The sequence below is a fragment of the Paenibacillus sp. FSL K6-3182 genome, assembly GCF_037976325.1.
GTDB lineage: Bacteria > Bacillota > Bacilli > Paenibacillales > Paenibacillaceae > Pristimantibacillus.
In genome coordinates, this window is the sequence record NZ_CP150265.1 from 4319990 (window position 1) to 4341539 (window position 21550).

At 43.9% G+C, this 21550-nt stretch carries 19 protein-coding genes and 1 pseudogene; 3 read left to right on the forward strand and 17 right to left on the reverse strand.

Annotation, left to right across the window (positions count from 1 at the left end; all coding sequences use genetic code 11):
- Positions 1-32 precede the first annotated feature (32 nt).
- From MHH56_RS18980 to MHH56_RS19020, 9 genes are all read right to left on the reverse strand, one after another.
- A complete protein-coding gene (locus tag MHH56_RS18980) occupies positions 33-671 on the reverse strand; it encodes an HD domain-containing protein (protein ID WP_339203177.1) in 639 nt (212 codons plus the stop codon).
- A 316-nt stretch (positions 672-987) separates the two neighbouring features.
- Positions 988-1134, reverse strand: a complete 147-nt coding sequence (locus tag MHH56_RS18985) for a hypothetical protein (RefSeq protein ID WP_339203179.1) — start codon at positions 1132-1134, stop codon at positions 988-990.
- A gap of 18 nt (positions 1135-1152) precedes the next feature.
- On the reverse strand, positions 1153-2151 hold the full coding sequence (locus MHH56_RS18990) for a phytanoyl-CoA dioxygenase family protein (RefSeq protein ID WP_339203181.1): 999 nt from the start codon (positions 2149-2151) through the stop codon (positions 1153-1155).
- A gap of 93 nt (positions 2152-2244) precedes the next feature.
- On the reverse strand, positions 2245-3153 hold the full coding sequence (locus tag MHH56_RS18995; protein WP_339203182.1) for an AraC family transcriptional regulator: 909 nt from the start codon (positions 3151-3153) through the stop codon (positions 2245-2247).
- A 606-nt stretch (positions 3154-3759) separates the two neighbouring features.
- Positions 3760-4593, reverse strand: coding sequence for a carbohydrate ABC transporter permease (locus MHH56_RS19000; RefSeq protein WP_076265461.1), 834 nt, complete (start codon positions 4591-4593; stop codon positions 3760-3762).
- A gap of 24 nt (positions 4594-4617) precedes the next feature.
- Positions 4618-5496 (reverse strand): sugar ABC transporter permease, encoded by an 879-nt coding sequence (locus MHH56_RS19005; RefSeq protein ID WP_076266068.1) that lies wholly within the window; start codon positions 5494-5496, stop codon positions 4618-4620.
- A gap of 166 nt (positions 5497-5662) precedes the next feature.
- Complete coding sequence (locus MHH56_RS19010; protein WP_339203183.1) at positions 5663-7003, reverse strand: sugar ABC transporter substrate-binding protein; 1341 nt, start codon at positions 7001-7003, stop codon at positions 5663-5665.
- Between the two features lie 138 nt (positions 7004-7141).
- On the reverse strand, positions 7142-8698 hold the full coding sequence (locus MHH56_RS19015; RefSeq protein ID WP_339203184.1) for a response regulator: 1557 nt from the start codon (positions 8696-8698) through the stop codon (positions 7142-7144).
- Positions 8676-10448: a sensor histidine kinase gene (locus tag MHH56_RS19020; RefSeq protein WP_339203185.1), complete on the reverse strand. Its 1773-nt coding sequence runs from the start codon at positions 10446-10448 to the stop codon at positions 8676-8678. The genes MHH56_RS19015 and MHH56_RS19020 overlap by 23 nt, the downstream gene beginning before the upstream one ends.
- A gap of 252 nt (positions 10449-10700) precedes the next feature.
- Between MHH56_RS19020 and MHH56_RS19025 the strand changes: the two genes are divergently transcribed.
- Positions 10701-11309, forward strand: a complete 609-nt coding sequence (locus MHH56_RS19025; protein WP_339203187.1) for a transposase — start codon at positions 10701-10703, stop codon at positions 11307-11309.
- Positions 11310-11673: 364 nt separating this feature from the next.
- Here the strand turns inward: MHH56_RS19025 and MHH56_RS19030 are convergent, their stop codons facing one another.
- From MHH56_RS19030 to MHH56_RS19050, 5 genes are all read right to left on the reverse strand, one after another.
- Positions 11674-12939, reverse strand: a complete 1266-nt coding sequence (locus MHH56_RS19030; protein ID WP_339203189.1) for a hypothetical protein — start codon at positions 12937-12939, stop codon at positions 11674-11676.
- 944 nt (positions 12940-13883) lie between these two features.
- Positions 13884-14219 carry an SDR family NAD(P)-dependent oxidoreductase gene (locus MHH56_RS19035; protein WP_339209670.1) on the reverse strand — a complete coding sequence of 112 codons (336 nt, stop codon included), beginning with the start codon at positions 14217-14219 and terminating at the stop codon, positions 13884-13886.
- Between the two features lie 89 nt (positions 14220-14308).
- A complete protein-coding gene (locus tag MHH56_RS19040) occupies positions 14309-15469 on the reverse strand; it encodes an SMP-30/gluconolactonase/LRE family protein (RefSeq protein WP_339203191.1) in 1161 nt (386 codons plus the stop codon).
- A gap of 31 nt (positions 15470-15500) precedes the next feature.
- Positions 15501-16514 carry an NAD(P)-dependent alcohol dehydrogenase gene (locus MHH56_RS19045; protein WP_339203192.1) on the reverse strand — a complete coding sequence of 338 codons (1014 nt, stop codon included), beginning with the start codon at positions 16512-16514 and terminating at the stop codon, positions 15501-15503.
- The gene (locus MHH56_RS19050; RefSeq protein WP_339203194.1) at positions 16511-17353 is read right to left on the reverse strand and encodes an SDR family oxidoreductase; all 843 of its coding nucleotides are present in this window, start codon (positions 17351-17353) and stop codon (positions 16511-16513) included. Before MHH56_RS19050 ends, MHH56_RS19045 begins: the two co-directional genes overlap by 4 nt.
- A gap of 282 nt (positions 17354-17635) precedes the next feature.
- Between MHH56_RS19050 and MHH56_RS19055 the strand changes: the two genes are divergently transcribed.
- Complete coding sequence (locus MHH56_RS19055) at positions 17636-18295, forward strand: TetR/AcrR family transcriptional regulator (protein WP_339203196.1); 660 nt, start codon at positions 17636-17638, stop codon at positions 18293-18295.
- A 459-nt stretch (positions 18296-18754) separates the two neighbouring features.
- Here the strand turns inward: MHH56_RS19055 and MHH56_RS19060 are convergent, their stop codons facing one another.
- The 3 genes from MHH56_RS19060 to MHH56_RS19070 form a co-directional block, all read right to left on the reverse strand.
- Positions 18755-19054 carry a hypothetical protein gene (locus MHH56_RS19060; protein WP_339203197.1) on the reverse strand — a complete coding sequence of 100 codons (300 nt, stop codon included), beginning with the start codon at positions 19052-19054 and terminating at the stop codon, positions 18755-18757.
- 217 nt (positions 19055-19271) lie between these two features.
- A complete protein-coding gene (locus MHH56_RS19065) occupies positions 19272-19676 on the reverse strand; it encodes a hypothetical protein (RefSeq protein WP_339203199.1) in 405 nt (134 codons plus the stop codon).
- Positions 19677-19872: 196 nt separating this feature from the next.
- Positions 19873-20235, reverse strand: a complete 363-nt coding sequence (locus MHH56_RS19070; protein WP_339203201.1) for a hypothetical protein — start codon at positions 20233-20235, stop codon at positions 19873-19875.
- A gap of 246 nt (positions 20236-20481) precedes the next feature.
- On the opposite strand from MHH56_RS19070, the pseudogene MHH56_RS19075 reads away from it, so the two are divergent.
- Positions 20482-21381, forward strand: a pseudogene (locus MHH56_RS19075) (SpoVR family protein); the annotation flags it as partial.
- Positions 21382-21550 lie beyond the last annotated feature (169 nt).

Consider the following 21550-nt stretch of genomic DNA (forward strand, 5'->3'; position numbering starts at 1 on the left):
AGCCTTTAAAGATTCGCTTTCGCTAAAAAAACTTACTCATGCCATGGCGAATGAAGTACACAATCGCAAAAGTCGATTCGTTTGAATCCCGGAAGCAACCGGGCACATACATCTGCCTTGATATTGCCAAAGGTCGTTTCCGGTTTATGAGCAAACCCCTCAAGAAATGCCGGTAAAATTTTGTTCTTAAATCCATCGCGCGGATAAGCCGATGTTACTTGGTTTCGCATCTCTTCGGTAAGCGCATCAAAGTTTTCTCCCATCACATCATAGCCAACGCCAGAGTAAATCAAAGCGACTTCCGATTCTTTATACTGGGCCACTCCAATGGTTGTATGCAAGGCGATGGCATCCCATACGAGCCGTGCAGATTCTTCCGGTACTCCATAACTTCGTAAAAAGTTACGTGCTGCATTAGCTCCATCGACCTCAAAACGTTTATCTGGACTGCTGTAGTGCTTGGTAAGTCCTAGGTCGTGGAACAAAGCGCTGATATACAGCAGCTCTGAATCATACTTAACTTTATCTCTTTTTCCCATCAGTGCACCAAATAGATACACCCGGTGGGAATGATTCCACAGTAAGTCGTTTCCATACTCTCGAAGTATCTCTGCGGCTGCTTTAGCCAGCGAGCTGTCTGGTATTTGAATATCTGCAACAAAGTTTGACATGAACAGATCCTCCTTATAAGTGAGTTTAATTAGGGTTGTTTACGAAGTTAATTGTATGTTTTCAATAATCATAGATCAATATTATTGTTTCTATCATTATCATAGATATTACGCATGATTTTATCCATAAATACTTGGGGATCGTCATACTCTCAACCCAGATGTGACAACAGGAAAATGGCAGCTATCAGCAGAAAATAAAGTTTTCTTTGAAATAAAAAAAAACATATCCACTTGAAGTGCACTTGATATGTTAGATGTTTACACAAAGCAGTCGCCCCAAGCTATGAACCCGCTTGAGGCGACTGGATTTTATTTATTTGATTAGGGTTGGAACCGCCAAGCTAACAAAATCGGTCAATTCACGGTCAAGCTGATCCAGAACAAACACTTTCACTGGATAGGATATTTGTGCAGAATCTTTGAAATCAAAGAAAGCAGCGAACTCTTTACTAGTATACAATTCATATATCAAAACTGCTTATTCGTCTTTTTCCGTTCCAATTGGCATCATCATACCATTATCCATCCCCATCATTGTAATGCTGCTCGATTCTTCTTCTCCGTCTGCCAAATAAACCTCAGTTCCAAATGCTGGCTCAGCATAAGGGAGGTTTGTGTTTCCGCGGACGAGAATTTGACGGTAATTCCCTGAATGACCTTCGAATCCATCATGGTCCCATGGAACCCAAGAACGTGCATTGCAATAATGGCAAACGAATGAGCGACGGTAGCGATCCTGGGTACGATTCGGATAAGAGCGATGAAGTAGATGCGAATGGAAAAATAAAACATCTCCAGGACTTAGCCGAACGGGTATGGCAGGAGGATAGTATGCGACAACCTTAGATAGCGTATTCACACTATCGTCTAGATGGCTCACATTCTGCACACCATTCAAATCCTCGAATGCATCCACCGCGTGCACATTTCCTCCTCCAACACCATCAGGAGGATATATGGGCTCGTGGTTCGAACCGGGGACAACCCATAAGCAGCCATTTTCTTCATCTGCTTCCTCTAAGGCGATCCACGCTCCGATTAACGTATCCGGATGCGTCTTAATATAGCATGCATCCTGATGCCAGCCTTGACCGCCTTTTCCAGGAGGATTTAAGAAAAGCATGGACTGAAGGGCGTATACATCCGGCCCGACCAATGCCTCTGTAACATCGACTATTCGAGGGTTAAGCATGCCCCTCTCCGCTGCTCCGCTGAAACGAGACATCATGTGAATTCGTGTCGCCTTTGCAAATTCCTCCTTGAGAGGGTCCTTACTATCACGATCTGCCTGATTATCCAGCTGAAGGCTATTAAGCCTTGATTGCTCTGCTAATTCATATAACTCGTCGATGTCTTCTTTTGACAATAAGTTTCTGACAATTAAATAGCCTTCTCTGTGATAGTGGGAATAATCCTTCACGCTTACTAAATAGCGGTTATCCCTCGCACGTGATTTAGGTATATAAAACTTCCCCATAACCAGTTCACTCCCTCGATTTATATGCCTACCCCCTAATTTTAGCGTGATAAGGCAGCACTCTCCATAGTCTAAAACAGGCAAATGATGTGTTTATTTGACCAAGGAATTCACCAAAATATTTCGATTTAAAGGATAAGGCGTGTATGGGTCCAATACGGATACCGTGTGGCGAAATAAGGGATCCTGGCACCTTTTTATGTAATCCGATGCCGTTATTCCACGAACTTTTTTATACATTTTTGAGAAATGGTGTTCATCACCGAAGCCTACCGAATAGGCAATCTGTTTCACTGTGCCGGTGCCCCTCATCATCAATATCTCAGCACGGCGAAACCGTAATTCGAGCAGCATCCGTTTGGGGGACATGCCCGTGGTAGCGACAAACATTCGTGTGAAGTATTCATGTGACCAGCCCGATATCGCTGCGATTTCTTCAATTTTTACGGGATCGCTCAAATGCTCTTCCATATAGGTAATCGCGTGTTGAACAGGAACAGGCAAGGGAATCGCTTCCCCTTCCGCAACTTGTGAGGAAAAGGACGATAGTTCTTCTAGAGAGGCGGAAATCAAAACGGAAAGCCTTCTCCGCCAATATGCAGGCTGCTGATTCGCAATCCAAAGTATTTTCTCCATTAAGCCAGTTACGAGCATATGGCGCCCTGCCAGGAACATATGCCCTTCTCGGAGCAAGGCCACGAATCGTTCGTCCGCATTCCGCAGTGAGGCATAATCAAAATGCACAAACAAATGCCGTACGTTTTTTTCCGGCGCGAACCGGTAGGTATGCCAGTCACCTGGGCGTGTGAATATGAAGCATGGCTCATTAAGAACAAATAAGCTTCCGCCTATCTCATATTCCGTTTGGGTACCATCGGGAAAGTAGACTAATTCAAAATCGTCAATTTGCCTGGGCCCGAGCACAAACCCAGCTTGGATGACAAAGTCTCCTGCGTTATGGACTAACGGCAATTGAAAGGCCTCTTGCTCTTGTTCACTCATATTCATCAACTCCCTCTCTATCTAATATGTACAGTCAAAGGAATTATTTTATTAGTCCCTTCGCTTGAAGATATCATATAAATAGTCTAATGCTAAAAAAGAAAAATACCTACTAGTATACATTCAGTCGATACTCGCTGCTGATCCCCTCCGGACAGTATGTATGGAAAAACGAAGCCATATCTTTCCCTCCACTCAACTTTATCTTCACAAAAAAAATGGACATCTTCGTTCCTAAGAAACGGATGCCCACATATGTTGTGTAACAATATATAAAAATACTAAGAATTATAGGTTCGTCAACGTAATAGATAACGGAGAGAAGAAACTGCATACGGAATACCACAACCTGTATGGCCACGATGAAGCTGAAGCAACTTATAATGCTTATGTGAAGCATAAAAAGCGGACAAGAGGTTTGGCAATTTGTAAAAGAAGTTGAAGATATCAGCCGAAAGTACATTACGATGCGTTATGACGAAGAGCTGAAAAAAGTAAAAGCTGCTAATAACAAATAATTCTATAATACAGGGTTCGCGGACATCGCTGTATGATAAGGAAACGGATGGAGGTCTCTTAGGTCTCAACCCGTTTTTTATGATCGTTTTATCCTTTTATGCCGGACAGTGTTACCCCTTCAATAATATAACGTTGTCCGATCATGTAAACGACCAATACCGGGAGCAGAGCGATTGAAGCACCAGCCATCATCAGCGTCCAGTCCGTCGCATACATGCCGCGGTATAGATTCAGCATCATAGGTACCGTAAATTGCTCCGGGCTGTTGAGAAAGATAAGCGGATAAAAGAAATTGTTCCACATGCCCAGAAAAGTGAATATGCCGAGTGCTGAAAGCGCAGGCTTGACTAGCGGAAGCATGATGCGCGTATAGATCGTAAAGCGATTGGCACCATCCACAATGGCTGCCTCTTCCATTTCCTTCGGGATGCCTCTAAAAAATTGGCGGAGCAGAAAAACGCCAAAGGCATTTAATAAAGCAGCAGGCACGATGATCGACTGATGCGTATCGAGCCAGCCGAAATTTTTCATCATCAAGTACAGCGGGATGATTGTCACTTGTCCGGGCACCATCATCGTTGCCAGAAACAATATGAACAGCGGTTCCCGGAATGGGAACCGGATTTTGGCGAAAGCGTATGCAGCCATTGAGCATGTTATCAGCTGCGCGAATACGACGATGACATTAATATAGAAGCTGTTAAAGTAAGCTCGCCCGAAAGGCAAGGCCGTCAACGAAGTTTTGAAATTGGACCATACGAACGGTTCAGGAATCCATTTAGGCGGAACGACGAATACTTGGGACAAATCTTTTAGCGCACTGAGTATCATCCATAGGAAAGGCAGCCCCATGACGCAGGCCCCAATGATCAGCACGACATGAAGCACCATCGTAGAGGGTTGAAGCTTTTTCGAATTCATGAGTTTTCTCCTTCCCGGTCATCCTTATTCTTCGTAATGAACCCAACGTTTGGATATTTTCATCTGCAGCAAGGTCAGCGTCAAAATCATCGCAAACAGCGTGACAGCGGCCGATGTGCTTGTACCGAAGGTAAAATCAACAAATGCCGAGTCATAAATGTGGTATACAAGTGTATAACTGGCTTTTGCCGGTCCACCCGAGGTCATGACAAAGGATTGATCAAACACCTGGAAAGATCCGATCACGGACATGATGGTGACAAAAAATGTAGTCGATGACAACAAAGGAACCGTAATATGGCGCAGCTGCTGCCATTTGCTGGCGCCGTCAATTTGTGCAGCCTCGTAATATGTCGCGGATATTCCTTGTAATCCGGCAAGGAAAAGCACCATACTGCCTCCAAGTCCCATCCATATGCTAAGCAGCGCAATGGAAGGCATTACGAACCGCGTGTCTGTCAGCCAACGGGGACCTTCAATGCCGAACCAATCTTTTAAGTATAAATTAATCAGCCCGAAATCCGCGTTAAAGAGCCACATGAAAACGACTGCTACCGCTACGGACATCGTAATGTTAGGCATGAAATAAATAAGCCGGTAAAGGATCTTTCCTTTTACTTTATTTAAGCCAATAGCAACAAGCATAGCCAGAATGATGCCGGTCGGTACGGTGAGAACGGTATAATATAGTGTGTTAACAAGCGCGATTCTGAAATCGGGATCTTTAAACTGCCCCACGAAATTGTCTAGTCCGACAAAGGTCCGTTCACCGAAGCCGTCCCAGCTCATTAGACTGATGGCGAAAGCTAATATAAGCGGAATCAACGAAAAGATAACCAAACCGACCATTTGCGGAAAGATGAAAAAATATCCCCAAAGACTGTCCACCGTCTTCGTCCTCATGAAGTGACGTTTCGAATCTGTTTGGTCTATTGACGGAGAGGGCCCATTATTAACGGCCGTTTTCATATCGATGTAAGCCACCTTTCTTCTATTATAGTAAGAAGGAAGGGATTTCCGAATGTTCGAAAGGCCCCTTCCATTTCCTTGTGAAAGGACTGCTGGCTGCTTATTTTTTTCCTTTGTATTCCTCAATCTTCTTGTTCGCCAATTCCTCAATTTCCTTCATTGCTGTATCCAAATCCTCATTTTTCAGCCATAGCGCCTCAAAACGGGAATTAATATCATTACTTAGACCGGGAATACCCGCTTCAAACGGAGTTAATGCATAACCGATTTCCCGAGCATCTAGGAAAAACTGCGCATGCTCGGGAAGGTTCCCTTCAAGCACCACTTCGTCTGCTCCCGATACCGAAGGAACGGCATTGCCGCCTCCTTGAAGACGATAGGTTTGACCTTCCTTATTGACGAATTCCGACAAGAAGGTGTACGCCGCCTCTTTATGCTTGGTAGTCTTGTTCAGTACCATATAGGCTGTAGGAATACCTGCGGGCTCGATTTTATTGCCAGTATTTGTCGGCCAGGTGACGATATCGTACTCGAGGCTATCGTTTTTCTTGAACAGTGGAAGGTACCAGCGCCCTGCGCCGACAAAGCCAACCTGATTGGACATAAACATCGCATCGCCGCCTTGTCCTTTTGGAAGCGTACCGGCAAATGTAATGTTTTTACTCTTGACGTTATCATATAAGAATCGGAAAGCTTCGACCGCTTTCGGATCCGTGTAGCCGATATATTTGCCATTGTCGTCATAAACCTTTCCGCCGTTAGAGGTTACCCAACTGTGTGTGCTGTTCCATGCATTATCAAGTACGTAACCATATTTGCCGCTTTCGCGGATTTTGTCGGTCATTTCCTTAAAAGCGTCCCAGTTCCACTGACCATTTATCTGCAAATCGGCGGGCATTTCAGTAATGCCTGCGTCCTTTAAAACCTTCTTGTTATACCAAAGCACCATCGGGTTATTGTCTACCGTGGCCCCGTATATTTTGCCGTCGCGCTCAGCGGCTCCCCATAGGCCCGGGAAGAAATCCTCTTTCTTAACCGCGCTTCTTGCATCATCCATTAACGGTGTGAGTTCCTCAATGCTGCCGTTTTCAATCAGTTTAACAATAAATGCGTCACCGGCATAAAAAATGTCAGGGGCCGTTCCGCCACTCAATTGCGTTAAGATTTTTTGATCGTACTCCCCCGGGATCGGGATTAACTCCGCTTCAATTTCAGGATGCTTCTTATTAAAATCATTTGTGAAATCTTGAAACCTTGTTAATTCTCCCGGATTTCCCCATGTAGCCCATTTGATTTTTACTTTCCCCTCTTTTGGACTGTTTGTTCCGGCTTCTTCTCCATTAGACACCCCGTTGTTGCCACCACCGCCCGTTCCACAGGCTTGAATCAAAGCAGATACAGCAATAATCATGATGAGTAGAGACCATTTGAGCTTTTTCATTCTCTTTTTCCTCCCTCAAGATATCTAATTTTTATTCAACAATATTTTGTAAGCGCTTTAATTATAGTTTATTGTCAAAGTAGGTTTGAACGGTTTATATTCCGAAAGAGTGTCTTGTTTTCCGCAAATAGCATTATTTTATTTTCGCAACAAACCTTGAAATTCGGCTGGAGATACACCTACGATCTTTTTAAATTGCTTGCTAAAATATTTTACGTCGTTAAAACCAGACTGCTCGGCTACCTCATACACCTTGAGCGATGATCCCTGCAGCAACTCCTTCGCTTTCTTTACACGCAAGGCGATCAGGTGGTCGATGAAGTTCTCTCCTGTCACACGTTTGAACATTTCGCTGAAATAATTCCTGCTTACATTTACCGCATCAGCCACTTCCTGCAAGGAGATCGATTCCCTATAATGACACTTGATATAGTCAGCGGCCTCCATTACGATCCTTTGGTGCAATGTTTTATCCGGCCGCGGAGAGTCTTCACCGCCCACGATTGTTTGGTAGCCATCTTTTACATGTTGAATGACCTCAGTGACATAACACAGCCTGCCGAGCTCCCGGATTTTCCGTATGATGGAAGAATCTGCGTCTTTGAATACGGCAAACAGGCTAAGCAATTCCTCTGCCTCCTGCAGCACTTCCTCTTTCGATCGATATTGCGGTAACCAATGCTTCATGATTTCATTTATCATTTGTTCTGATCTGGAATGAAATCCCATCGTTAACGACACTTTGAGATCGTGTAAGGCTTCCGCAAAAGGATAGGGCCATGCCGAAATGGAATCCGTTTGCTCCTCAGCAGCAAGCAAGCGACACGGTCCGAGGAAGAAACCGACCGCGAGCATTTTCTTCGCCTCCATGGAGGCATTCTGAAGGTCAAGATAATTCTCATAAACGACGCTGAGTCCTATGGATACTTGCAATAGGTGCGACTCGGTATGCTGCGAAAACTGCTCGATAAGCTCATAACACCTGACATGCAGGTTTGGGTGTACAGGAAGAGCAGCCACAAGCAAGTCCGGACGAAGCATGACCGACACAAAGGAACCAAATGTTTGATAGAGTACCTGTTTGAGCACTTCTCCCAGCTCCGTTAGGAGATCATTCCTTTCAGCATCCGTTTTGCCAAATACGTTGATCTCCAAAGCGGCAATACGGTAGCTTTCTTCCGGGCATTCTGTCTTTATTCGTTCGATAGCAGCCAGGTCACCGCACAGCGCCTTGCAGAATGTCTTCTCCAGTTTTTTCAGTTTATTAGCGAGCTGTTGGTCTTCAAACTGCTGAACGATTTGTCTGTTCTCGCTTTCTTCCTGAAGCTTTTTTTTCATTTGATTCAGAACCGTTATGAGTGAATCCGAATTAAGTGTCGGCTTCAAGATGTAATCGCTGGCCCCTAACCGGATTCCTTCCCGTACATATTCGAAATCATTATGACAGCTGAGCAGCAACACCTTGACCCAAGGACATAATTCTTTAGTCTTGCGCGTGAGCTCGAGTCCATCCATCACAGGCATAGCAATGTCGGTGATCAATATATCAATTTCTTGATTCTGAATCCATTTCATTGCGTTTTGCCCGTTTGACGCTTCACCTACCAATGTAAATCCGTGTCTCTCCCAATCAAAAGTGGTACGAAGCCCGATTCGCGCTATCTTCTCGTCATCAACCAATAGCACTCTGTACATAAGTTTCCTCCTTTGAATCAGCAATCGTAATAAGCACCCGGGTCCCTTCGTTTTTGATGCTTGAGATGCTGAGACCGTATGTACTTCCGTAATATAACTGGATGGTCTGATGAACATGATTCAGCCCGATATTGGTCATCCCTTTATTGCTGCGCTCTTTATCGTTCATCTGCAGTTGATGAAGCCTTCCCTCATCTATTCCGATACCGTCGTCGGTTATTTTGACCACGATATTTTTTCCGTTTTGTTCGACTTCGATATCAATTGATCCATCTGCATCCTTTGGAGCGATCCCATGGAAAATGGCGTTCTCGACGATGGGCTGAAGCAGCATTCGGGGAATTTGTATTTTTTTGAGCTCCTCTCGGCAATGGATATTTAAGCTGATTTTGTTATCATAGCGGTATTCCTGAATGATCATATATTTCTGGAGCAGTTCAAGCTCCTCCCCGAGCGGAATAAAAACGCCATTCCGTTCAAGACTGCCTTCTAATATTTGAACCAGCGTAGTGACGGCGTTATCTACATCATTTGTTCGGTTCAATTTAGCCATCCACCTAATTGAGTTCAGCGTATTATAAAGAAAGTGAGGGTTAATTTGATAGCGGAGCGCTCGTACCTCCGCCTTTTTTTTCTCCGATTCCTCCTTGGCGATTCGGGCGATTAACAAATCGATCTGTTTGATCATTTTATTAAAACTGCGGCCCAGCTGCCCAATTTCGTTCCGGCCGACGCTCTTGCTCCGGACGCTCAGGTCGCCGTTCTCCCCTTTACGCATCAATCGGCTCAGATTAACTAACGGATTACCGATTTTACGAGTTACGAAATACCCCATGCCCATTGCAGAAAGGATGCAGCAAAGTGCAATCCACATCGTGAATTTCCGAATACTGGCCGAATCGGCTGTCAGTTCCTCGAGAGGTACGACCCCAACCACATCCCAGCCGTTATATAGGCGTTCAGGAATCACCAGCGTGCTTTTGTTGTCTTTGTTATATTCTGTCGCTTGCGAAGGAAGGATGAGCTTGGACTCTTTTCCATACTGATTGGAATCCGGATGATAGAAATAACGGTTCTCGCTATTGGTGACATAGATGTAACCCGTATCCCCAAATTGAACGCGGTCAAGCTCATCGATCAGAACCTCGCCCATAATTTCAAAGAACATCACGCCGATAATATCGCCGGTTTCCCAGCTTCGTATGGCGCGGCCAAGGCCGAATACAGGAAACCCCATTTCCGTTTTCTTTAAATAAGAGTTTTGAGAGAGTCCGAACCAAACGCTATTACCGTTTGCTTCCAATATCGCTTTATACCAGTCGGAATCCCATTGATCCAGAGACACCAAGGAGTCCGAACTTAATACCGAATTGTTGCGGTTCACATCAAATATATAGATATCGAGGATTTCTGACGAATTGATCATGATGGATGTTAGAATGTCTTGTCCATCTTGAATCTTGAGCGTGGTTTCATACAACTTCTCTTTCGATTGTTCCTTCAAAATATTGTGGATGACCTTACTGTTTAACAGCATCATAGACGAATCATCAAGCTTTTTGAAATAAAGGTTCAGCTTGTCACTCACCTGTGTAATAGTAAGCGAGGCTACCTTACTGACTTGTTCCTCTACGATAGAGGACGATTTATGGTAAGACAAAAAACCCATGACCAGAACGGGAAGCGTCATGCCAATAAAGCAGAACCAAAAGAGTTGGGCTACAATGGAATGAAAATGACGGAAACGCATGGTCGTTCCTCCTTTATATTCAACATTAGTTTGCTGAACTCTATATTACTCAAACTATAACAGCGCTTACAATAGTTCATATTAAAAAAATAGATTATCTTCTACTCTTTCTTTTTTTTTATGAAGGTGCATTTTGCAATAATCAAAGCCCCCGAACCATAAGGTTTTCTGAGCATAATAAAGAGACTTCACCCTGACTTGGAGAAGTTTTCAAGTAACCAACCCGAAAACGAGCCAAGCAAGTGAAGTCACTTGTATATTCTCCAAGAAATCCTATTATTCTTTAACAAACTGCAAGCACCGCTTGAGAACATCGATACATTTACCGGTCTGCATCGCCGTTTGGACGTGGATCTTGGCTCCCGTTACCATTGCAGGCTTCGGCTTGATCGGGAAGCTCCTTCGGTAGCGACGTTAATCCGCATCTTCGCCGAGAAGACAAATCAAGAACTTGCTAAGCGCCTATTTAATGATCTTGTCACACGCTGTATGCAAGAAGCAGTCATCGATGGGAGTCACATGGCTGTCGATAGTACAGCGATTCATAGCTATGAGAAGAAGCAACCGAAACGCAAATTAGAACTGACTGGAAATGCCAACTGGGGTGCGAAGTTCGACTCCTTCCGCAACAAAGCCGAGTGGTTCGGCTACAAGCTTCATCTTGCCGTTGGTACCACAAGAGCGCTACCTATGACGCTATCGATTACACCGGATCATGTTAATGACGGCGATATGGCCCCCGGCTCTGATAAAAGATACCGATACCGAAAACCAATAATAAATATGGCAGTTTTGACGATCTTCTTAACGAACGGGCAATCGCATTTGAAATTGGATTATAACCTCTGGACAAAAGAATAATGACAGAACTCATAATCGAAAAAACTAATTCTCAAAAAAGTTACAGAAATAGATCTCGAATGGGGGGAAATAGCGGTGATTTATTTTATTACGTCCTTGTATAGGAATAATGAGGTTTTTTTCAAAAAAAACGCCCCGAAGGGCGAAGCATGTTCCTCCACTATCGTACCCGTTAGCTTAATAAAATGAGCATGCCAATGTAGTGACTGCTCATACATGTGTGTTTTTCAACTATCGTTACCCGATAATTGAATAGAAACGTGGGTTCAGGCTTAATATCATACGTAATCTGACCCCAGCCATACCAGGTAGATAATGCGAATGTTGCTCTTTCAGAGTCGTTTCAGAGTGTGTACTCCACCACCTACGTCATGGCCTCAAGATGCTGGAAAGCTGAAGGCAGCGACTCTTCTTCGAGGCGCTGGCGGATCAAGGCGGCACACTCTTCGGAACTAAGCACCGAGGTGTCAACCTCCAGATCATAGATTCCAAGCATATGGACAGCCTGCTGCCACAATCTCACCGGCTTTGGCACAGATCCGTCCTCTTCGTAGCCGGAATTCCAAGTAACGATCCTCCGCTGCATAACAACCTCTAATGGGCATCGCACAGCAACAAACAAAACCGGCAGTCCACTTAGAGTCCGGGCACAGCTGGGAAGAATCCCCCGCGGGATCGAATAAGCATCGTGGTGACCGACATCAACTACAACATTCAGTCCCAAGCGGCTGTGCGCAGCAATAGACTCATACATGGCTTGATAAAGGGTCACTATGAGTGGCTCAAGGTCGGGGCGTTCCCCACCTGGCCTAAGCCCAATCCCTGGCCGGTAGCGTTCTGGGGTCATCTGCATGAACCGGTCGACTCCCATGTTCATCCACACACCCTCGAACGTATTCTGAATCACAGTGGCAATACTGGACTTCCCTGACCGCGGAGTCCCGTTTAAAATAATAATCTGTCCGGGCACATCTACCTGTAACATTTGCTTCCCCCTTGATTGTAATGAATAAAAGTTCCTGCTCTCAACCTCAAGACGTTGGAACTCCGGCCACTCTTGGAGGCGCTGGCGGATCAGAGCGGCACACTCTTCAGAACTGAGCACCGAGGTGTCAACCTCCAGGTCATAGTTACCAGGCATATGGACAGCCTGCTGCCATAATCTCACTGGCTTTGGCACAGATCCGTCCTCTTCGTAACCGGAATTCCAGGTAGCGATCCGCCGCTGCATGACAACCTCTAATGGGCATCGTACACCCACAAACAAAACAGGCAATCCACTCAGGATCCGGGCACAGCTCGGAAGAATCCCCCGCGGAATCGAATAAGCATCATGATGCCAGACATCCACCACGACATTCAGTCCCAGACGGCTGTGTGCAGCAATGGCTTCATACATGGCTTGATACAGGATCACAATTAGAGGCTCAAGTTCAGGACGTTCCCCACCTGGCCGAAGCGAGATCCCAGGCTGGTAGCGTTCGGGGGTCATTTTCTTGAACTGACTGCCCCCAACGTTCATCCATACACCCTCAAACATATTCTGGATCGCGGTGGCAATGCTTGACTTCCCAGCCCGCGGATTGCCGTTCAGAATGACTATTTGTCCGAGTTTATCTTCTTGTGACATGCGTTTCCCTCCATACAAAGATTTCGTTCATACTGTGAATGTTTTTTTCATCTTTGGAAGTTACAATATAGATTGTAGCAACTATACGGCTAATGGAATAGTCTGTAATTTTAATATAATAAGGCGTAAAATTGAATTAGAACATAATCTTATCTTGTTGTGCTATTCTGCCCGTTCATATTATGATTCAACTAGATAGATCCTTATGCCGCAGCCATTGTCAGATAGGTCACTTAATAAGCAAAAAAAACCACCCCGAAGGGTGGTCCGTACTCATGATGAGCACTATCGGATTTGGATTGGAGTGGAGAGTCCTGTCCTGAACCTTTAGCTTTTTAGTGTTAAACACATTCATGTCTTTCAACTTCAATAACCGATTAATGAAGGATGTATTCGACACTAGGTTACCCTCCAAAAAAAACGAAACCTGTAAAGACGATGAGTCCAATCAAGGTTTGTTGGTCGCAACTTTGGATCTCCACGACCCCCTATGCCTTTACTCCGAGCACCTCTGATTTTCGTTGAAGCAAATCGTATTGTGTAAGCAGATGCTCTTTTTTGGCTAACTTCGTACCGTGCCTGATGCCAACCGAACAGCTTACAGCGGCTTTCCTTTACGGTTGCGATGTTTTATTATCGTGGAATTTAGGGGGGGATGAATGAATCTTGATTTTTGTAGCTGACGACGCGTATCCGGATGAAGCTTTCAGCGGTAGATTCAAACGCTGTGCTCCTCCACCTTCGGCTACGTCTACGCTTCACTGAACCCCTGACCAATTTTGGTCCAGCGAAGAGCTCTCCATCAGAGCTATGATAAATCCTGATACTGAACTTCAATTCTTTGGGTTAGCGTAACAAATCCCTCCATGCTCCCGTGGTGGTTCGTTGCCATGACCAGAATTGTCAAACTTAAGGCATGTACCTTGACACGGTACATACCACGCTCAGTGGACGCCGCTTTTTTTGAACCGCTGGGATTGCCTTGAAGGCATAATAGTCAGTACCGGAATGTTGACATGCTCAGGCTGCTCCAGTGCATAGAGTGCTGCTTCTGCAACATCATCGGGGTGTAACGGCAAAACTTTCGAAGTAAACGCACGAACTTCAGCCAGTTGTATATCGGCAGGTACCGCCAAAACCTCGTACAATTCCTCTTTATGCAAGTCTTGAACCAGCTCATCCAATCGTTCCCGACGGCGTGCCACTAAGGCTACATATGCGCCACGCTTTGCCAGTTTCCTGGAAATCGATACCCCGATGCCACTGCTGGCGCCAGTCACCAAGGCTACTTTTCCTGCTAGACTCTCCTTAGCATTCTAAGATAGCTCCAAATCATCCAGTTTCATTTCGCATCCTCCCGGATCCAACATTATTTTGTTAAAAGCACGCGATGTAAACCCTGGCTGCCTCCAGGTGCCGTTCCTATATATAAATATCCGTTATGACTTACAGCCGTAGTTACACCATATAGTGAGCCTTCTGGATCATGCCAGCTTTCGATAAGCTCTCCCTGCGGACTGAACACAGCAGCAAGCCCATGCTTCGCCGGTGCGCTTGCACCGCTAAGCAGCGATTCTGGCAATTTGGCCATGGTACCGGCCAACCAAGGGCTGCGATGCATCTGATCTACAAAAGAGATGCGATTCGTGAAGATGCCCACCCAGAATTGACCATGCTCATCACGTGTAATATTGTCTGGGAAGCCTGCGAGATTTTCCGCAAAAATATCAGATGTCCCCTTCTTTGTTCCCTTGAGCCAGTATCTAGTCAACTGGTAATGATATGATTCCGCAACAAGCACAAAATCTTCATCCGCAGACAAGGCAACCCCGTTTGCAAAATAGAGGCCTTCCAACAGGACGGTCGTCTGTTTGGTCATTGGATCGTACTTCAGCAAACGTCCATGCGGCTTATTCTCGGCAATTTCTTTAAATGTCACCTTGCCATAGTTCGAGGTATCGGAAAAATAAATTGAGCCGTCCTGGGCAATATCAAGCTCGTTAGCTAAATAGATCGGCTGGCCGTCCACTTGATCAGCCAATACCTCTATGCTCCCGGAAGGGTTTATAGACAGCAGTCCCTTCTGGATATCAGTAACGATCAAATCGCCATTGGCATCGAATTTAAGCCCATTAGGCGTTCCTTTAGTGTCTGCAAATACTTGGGCTTCTTGCGGATTGCCATCTGCATCGAAACCAACCTTGTAAATTTTCCCGTCAGAATCTCCTGTATATAGCGTACCCTCTTTATCAAACGTAATGAATTCCGGAGATTTAGGGGCATCCGTAACAAGCTCAGCTGAGCTGAGTTTATTGTTCTGTTGCCACGGACCAGGTTCCTTAAAAGAGGGACCTGTCGGCGCGATCCATTTTGCTGGTGTGATAGGTGAAGGTACAAGTGAAAAAATGATTATTCCAAGAAGCATCACCGCAAGCAATGATAATACCACTCTTCGAGCTTTACGACTCGGGCGTTTAGGACTATTCAAGCCTTCATTAGATTTAACGGAACGAACTGGTTTATTGGGCATTATAGCGCCTCCTATGTCATGTCAGTGAGATTTAAATTTGGACTACGATTTTACCGAAATATTGCTTTCCTTCAGCCAAGAGCGCGAATGCTTCTCCAATTCGATCCAGAGGGAATACGTGGTCGATGACAGGATGTAAATGATGATGGGCAATCGCTCGATTCATCTTTTCAAAGTGATCACGGTTGCCGACTTGACTGCCGCGAATAGTTGCGGCTTTCTGCAAGATGCCAGTGACATCGTATTCCGGAATGGTCAAGCCCGTTAAGAACCCGACCATACTCAAGGTCCCTCCAACACGTAGCGCATTGATGGATTTTACCATTGTTGCCGCTCCGCCAATATCCAGAACATGATCGACGCCGCAGCCAGTCACCTCTAACACCGCCTTATCCCAATCGGGAACTTCCGAATAATTGATCGTTTCCCATGCGCCAAGAGCTTTTGCTCGTTCCAGCTTGGCGTTGCTGCTCGATGTGATGATGGCCCGCGCTCCAGCCATAAGAGAGAACTGAAGCCCGAAGATGGAAACACCCCCTGTTCCTTGCAGCAGCACGGTATCACCCGCTTTCAAACCACCGTATTCCATTAGCATGCTCCATGCGGTTAAAGCTGCGATCGGCAAGGTGGAAGCCTCCTCCCACGTGAGGTGATCGGGAATAGGAACGACTCCGTTTTCATTCAGAACGACATACTCGGCCGCCACTCCGTTCAACGGACCTCCCAGACTGTCTCTTAACACCTTTGCTCTTGGGCTGCCGGCAATGAATTGCTGTTGAAAATTACCAGCTACTCGGTCTCCAACCTGAAACTTTGTTACTCCTTGGCCAACGGCTATAACTTCTCCCGCTCCGTCTGATATTGGAATGAAGGGAAATTTGATGTCGATCGGCATTAATCCGCTCAGAATCACTAGATCCCGGTAATTAAGAGAAGCTGCCCTCATGCGGATCAGCACCTCCTGAGGACCCGGCGTTGGTATTTCAAGTTCCACCAGGGTTAATTCCTCAAATCCAAATCCGTTTTTCAGTTGTATAGCTTTCATCGTATTGTCCTCCCTGAAAGATCAGATTGATTACCCGAATTCCTATTATTACTGGATCCATTGCGCGGACGAAGCATGCTTCCAACAAGCCGAAGACCTTGCTTTCGTGTAATGAAACGCCCTAACTGCGCCCCGATATAGTTCTGCATACCAGGAACGACATACATTTTCCCTTCCTTTAATGCACGAAGTGCAACCTCTACGACTCTTTCCGGAGTGTCTTTCTTTCCGACGGAGGCTTCTTCCGCTCCTACGACATTAAAGAAACTGGTATCCGTCGAACCGGGACAAAGTGCGAAGAATTTTATGCCGCGATCGCGGTTTTCCCAATATAACGCTTGAGTAAACGACAAGACAAAAGCTTTCGTCGCCCCATATACGGCCATATAGGGAAGCGGCTGAAATCCGGCGGTTGAAGCAACATTGATAACTGTACCTGAGCTTCTGCGCAACATGTCCGGCAAGAACAAGTGGGTCATATCTACAACAGCGGCGACATTGAGCATAACTTCTTCATGTTGACGCTCACCTGACACTTCTTCAAACAAACCATGTGTAGCAAAGCCAGCATTGTTGATCAGCAGTTCAATATCCACTTTCAAAAATCGACATTGCTGAAATATTTCGCTAGGTGCACCCTCCTTCGCAAGATCCATTGTGATAACCTCTGCTTTGATGCCATACTTCTTTCTGAGCTCTGATGCCAGGCTATCAAGCTTGCTCTTCGACCTTGCCACGAGAACCAAATTACTGCCTTGTTTTGCCAGTTGTCTCGCGAATTGCTCTCCAATACCGGAAGAAGCTCCCGTAATAAGTGACCATTTTCCTTGAATTGTCAAGTGTCAACTCTCCTTTTAAATACAATGTTTTATTATAGAAACAATGTTACCAAAACCCCAAAAGTTATCCCCACTTCCCGAGGGAGTAAGGAATCGTTGTGTTATGTTTGGTAACAGTGTTTCTTATTGGTTTCATTGTAACTGCCCTTTTTTAGAAAGTCAATATGAGATTTGGATATCCAACGTCGCATTGACAATCGTCCAACAACTAAATAAAGTTACTGGTAAGAGAGTCAGACACTTTGTTTCCTGATGAAAACACGATAACTGAAGGTGATGATTATGAGCGACCAAGAGATATCTTCCATTGCGAATACACAAAAGTTAAAAACCTACCAAGAAGCTCGCTTGCAAAATATTGATAATCTCCGTAAACTCGTTGTTGATGCTGCGGCTACGCTCTTGCAAGAAGAAGGGCCGGAAGCCGTTACGGTGCGTAAGATAGCACAGAAAATGGATTGCTCGACAAAAATCATCTATAACTTGTTTGTTAATAAAGAGGGTTTAGTTCAGCAATTGTATCTGGACGGCTGTAAGCTTCTTGCTAACGAATTCGAGGGGACGCCACAGTCTACTAAACCGGCGCAGCAGTTGCTGAATTTAGGCGAAACCTTTTGGCAATTTGGGCAGCGCTACTCCAGCTATTATAAGCTGATGTTTGGAGGAGCCTTCGCAGATTTCAAACCGGACGAGGAAAGCATGCATGGCACCATAACAGCCATGAGGCAATTATTGACAGTGATCAGCAATGCACAAGAGCAAGGTCTGATTCACAGTCAGTATGACACGGAAACCTTTATACTTATATTCTGGGCTTCACTCCACGGCGTTATTCATCTTTACATTGGAGGACACTTGGGAGATGTACAATCGGCCCATTCAGTATACAGGCAAACGTTATCTTTAATTGTCAGCTCGTTGTTTCCAAATCATAACGCCTAAACGGGGATCCTAATTCGGTAAAGGTGGGCATCACAACTGAGCCAAGTGCCATTTCGTGAAGAAAAACTATTTCAAAAAGCCTTCCCATATATGTTTCTTCAACGTTCTAGTATTAATATAGCCTCCAACTTTTAAAAAGATGGGGGCTAATAGACGTTTGCCCATTTGAATAGACTCCCAGTAAATAAAATTTATCCTTTTGGAGTTAACACAATTTATAAACAAAAAAAACACCCCGAAGGGTGGTCCATACTCATGATGAGCACTATAGGATTTGTATAGGAGTGGAGAGTCCTGTCCTGAATCTGTAGCTTTGGACTGATATTTACTCTCATAAAGGATTTCATTTTGTCCACCTATTCGGGACAGGAACATACTCATAATAACAATTAGGGTTTTGGAGAAAAAAAACCACATGCAAGTATTTTTCACTTGCATGTGGTTAGTAATGTTACTGTCTTATTGTTTAGTATATGAAGCCCATATGATCTCAAAATCTTCTCTGCTTAACTGAGTAGCTATTATCTCATTGTCATTATCAATCTCTTCTAAGGTAGGTATCACCTGATCTGCCAACAATGTTTTACCAACTTCATTTTCGCTAGAAGCATAGCCCACACTACCATCAAAATATATTTCAACTTTCCTAACTTCATATTCTACGTCATCTATCTCCGAGTAAATAATCTGAGGTACTCTTTCCTCAGCTGTTGTTAATTCAATGTGCATATACCGCATGACAACTCTCCATTCAAACAATTAAATTATCTGACCATTACCATTGTTAACCCCTGAACTGACAACACGCTTACTAATGTCTAAATACGTTTCCGTTAAACAAAAATATCTTGATAATCTATTTAATTCTGATCTCCTATTTAAATAATTGCTGCCTTATTACCACCTCGCAACTTGTGATACACCTCCAAAAAACCTTGATAGACATAAAATCAATCAAGGTTTTTTACTATATTACTTACTTCATCCCAAAGTATGGATCTTCAACATGCCCATCTAGATCAGCAATTGCTTCTTCTATAACACTTCTTATTTCGTTTCTCAGATTTTCATTTAATAAACTTTTCATGTACTTATATGCTTTTGTTAACCCTAATCGACCGATAATTGATGATATAAATTCAACATCATTTATTGACTCCTTATTCCAATTACTTAAGATCCAATTTTCAATTTCATTTTTCAAGTTATTGTCCAGTAACTCATATGCATGCCACTGTCTGTCTGATAATTCTAACAAAGCCTCTAGAGCCTCTTCTACGCTAAAAGCTTGTAATTTTATTTTGGTGACTAATTCTTCAAATAGCTCCTTCAACCGAGATGTAGAGATATAATCGGGTAAAGATTTATAATATTCCAACAAATTTTATTACCCCCCAAAATCAACAGAAATATGAGTAATATTACTTGGATTTTTATAGAATTTACTATCTTGTCCAAGAAGTTTATTTCCAACTTTGATTTGTGCAGTCCAACCGTTTCCCTAATTACTATCTGGAAATTTTAAAGCTGCATTCGAATCTGGAGCATTCCACGTTCATAGGTAGCATAAGAAGAAATCACTTTCTCTCCATGCCTTTTAGGTCACCATAATAGTAAACAATACCCTTTAACTGATGTAATGTTGTTGCCAAATAACTTTGTTCACTGTCAAACTCAAATTGCAATATATTCTCTTCACTCGCTGATTCTTGAAAATACCCTCGAATATTAATCTGACCTAACCCATTAAAACTAAGGTCAAATTTAAAGTTATTTTCTGATTCTAAAAAGGTTACCCCCCCTTTTAAATCAAAATAACATTTATGTAACTGAACGAAAAACTCATAAACCTGACCCGTTGAAAACCATAGCTCAGCATCTTTGACATAATAATTTCTACTATTAATTTCAACTTTTCCCTTAACTTCAAAGCCTCCCAAATAACATAATTGACTATATCACAGGATATATTATATATTCCTGACTCACCATAAGCATCTCGCGTGACAGTTAACTTATACATATATTACTAAGAGTACTATAAAAATAAAGGTGACCCAAGTGTAGTAATTTTACTAGCATCGCTTTAACTAGATATAAACAATGTTTTTCTTCGTCTACAATTTCAAGATAGACAGCTCGTTCTTGACAAACACCAATAAATATGAAAACTTGGAGGTATCCAGATGATCCCCGAAGAAATTCGATCATTAGAGCGTTCAATTGATGAGATAACAGAAATTGCAAAAGGATTTGGATTAGATTTCTATCAAATGCGCTATGAGATTTGTCCTGCATAGATCATTTATACATTCGGTTCTTATGGTATGCCTACAAGATTTAATCATTGAAGATTTGTAAAAACTTTCCACAAAATGGAGCTCCAACACGACTTCGGCTTGAGTAAGATTTACGTGCTTGTAATTAACTCCAACCCCTGCTACGCATTTCTTCTTGAAGGAAATTCTTTAATTCAGAATAAACTCATCGTCGCTCATGTGCTCGCTCACTGTGATTTTTTCAAAAACAACGCTCGCTTTGGTGTAACCAATCGCAATATGGTCAAGAGCATGTCTGCTACAACTGATCGCATTCATCAATATGAAATGGATCATGGCACGGAGGCGGTCGAAAAGTTTATCAATGCGATCCTTGCTATTCAAGAGCATGTCGATCCGACGCTTATTAAGCCTTATCAATTAGATAAGAAACGTTATATCGAAATGGTGCAAAAGGACAGTGAGCGCTCGGAGTGGAATATCCCTTCCTCCTCTTACGATGACTTGTGGAATCTGGACCCGGATCGGACGGCTGCCGCCGCATCAGCCGCTCAATCGCAGGCTACTGACGCCAAGCGATTTTCGCCACGGCCAGAAAAAGATCTCATCTGGTTCATTGAGGAGTACTCCCCTACTCTTGAGGATTGGCAGCGCTACATTCTATCTATGCTTCGCGATGAGATGCTCTACTTCTGGCCTCAAATCGAGACCAAGATTATGAACGAAGGCTGGGCCTCCTACTGGCATCAGCGGATCATACGCGAGCTTGATCTGACTAGCGATGAAACGATTGAGTTCGATAAGCTGATTTTATATTTCTTGACTACTTTCACCTCCCTCTAAGGTAGGATTCAATAGTTTCCATGCTTTCGCTACAACAATTCAATTTAGTTTTATAATTAGAATATCCCCCCTCTCGTGGTCAACTTACCACGAGAGGGGGGATTTTGAAATTTATCAGATTTATGATTATCAT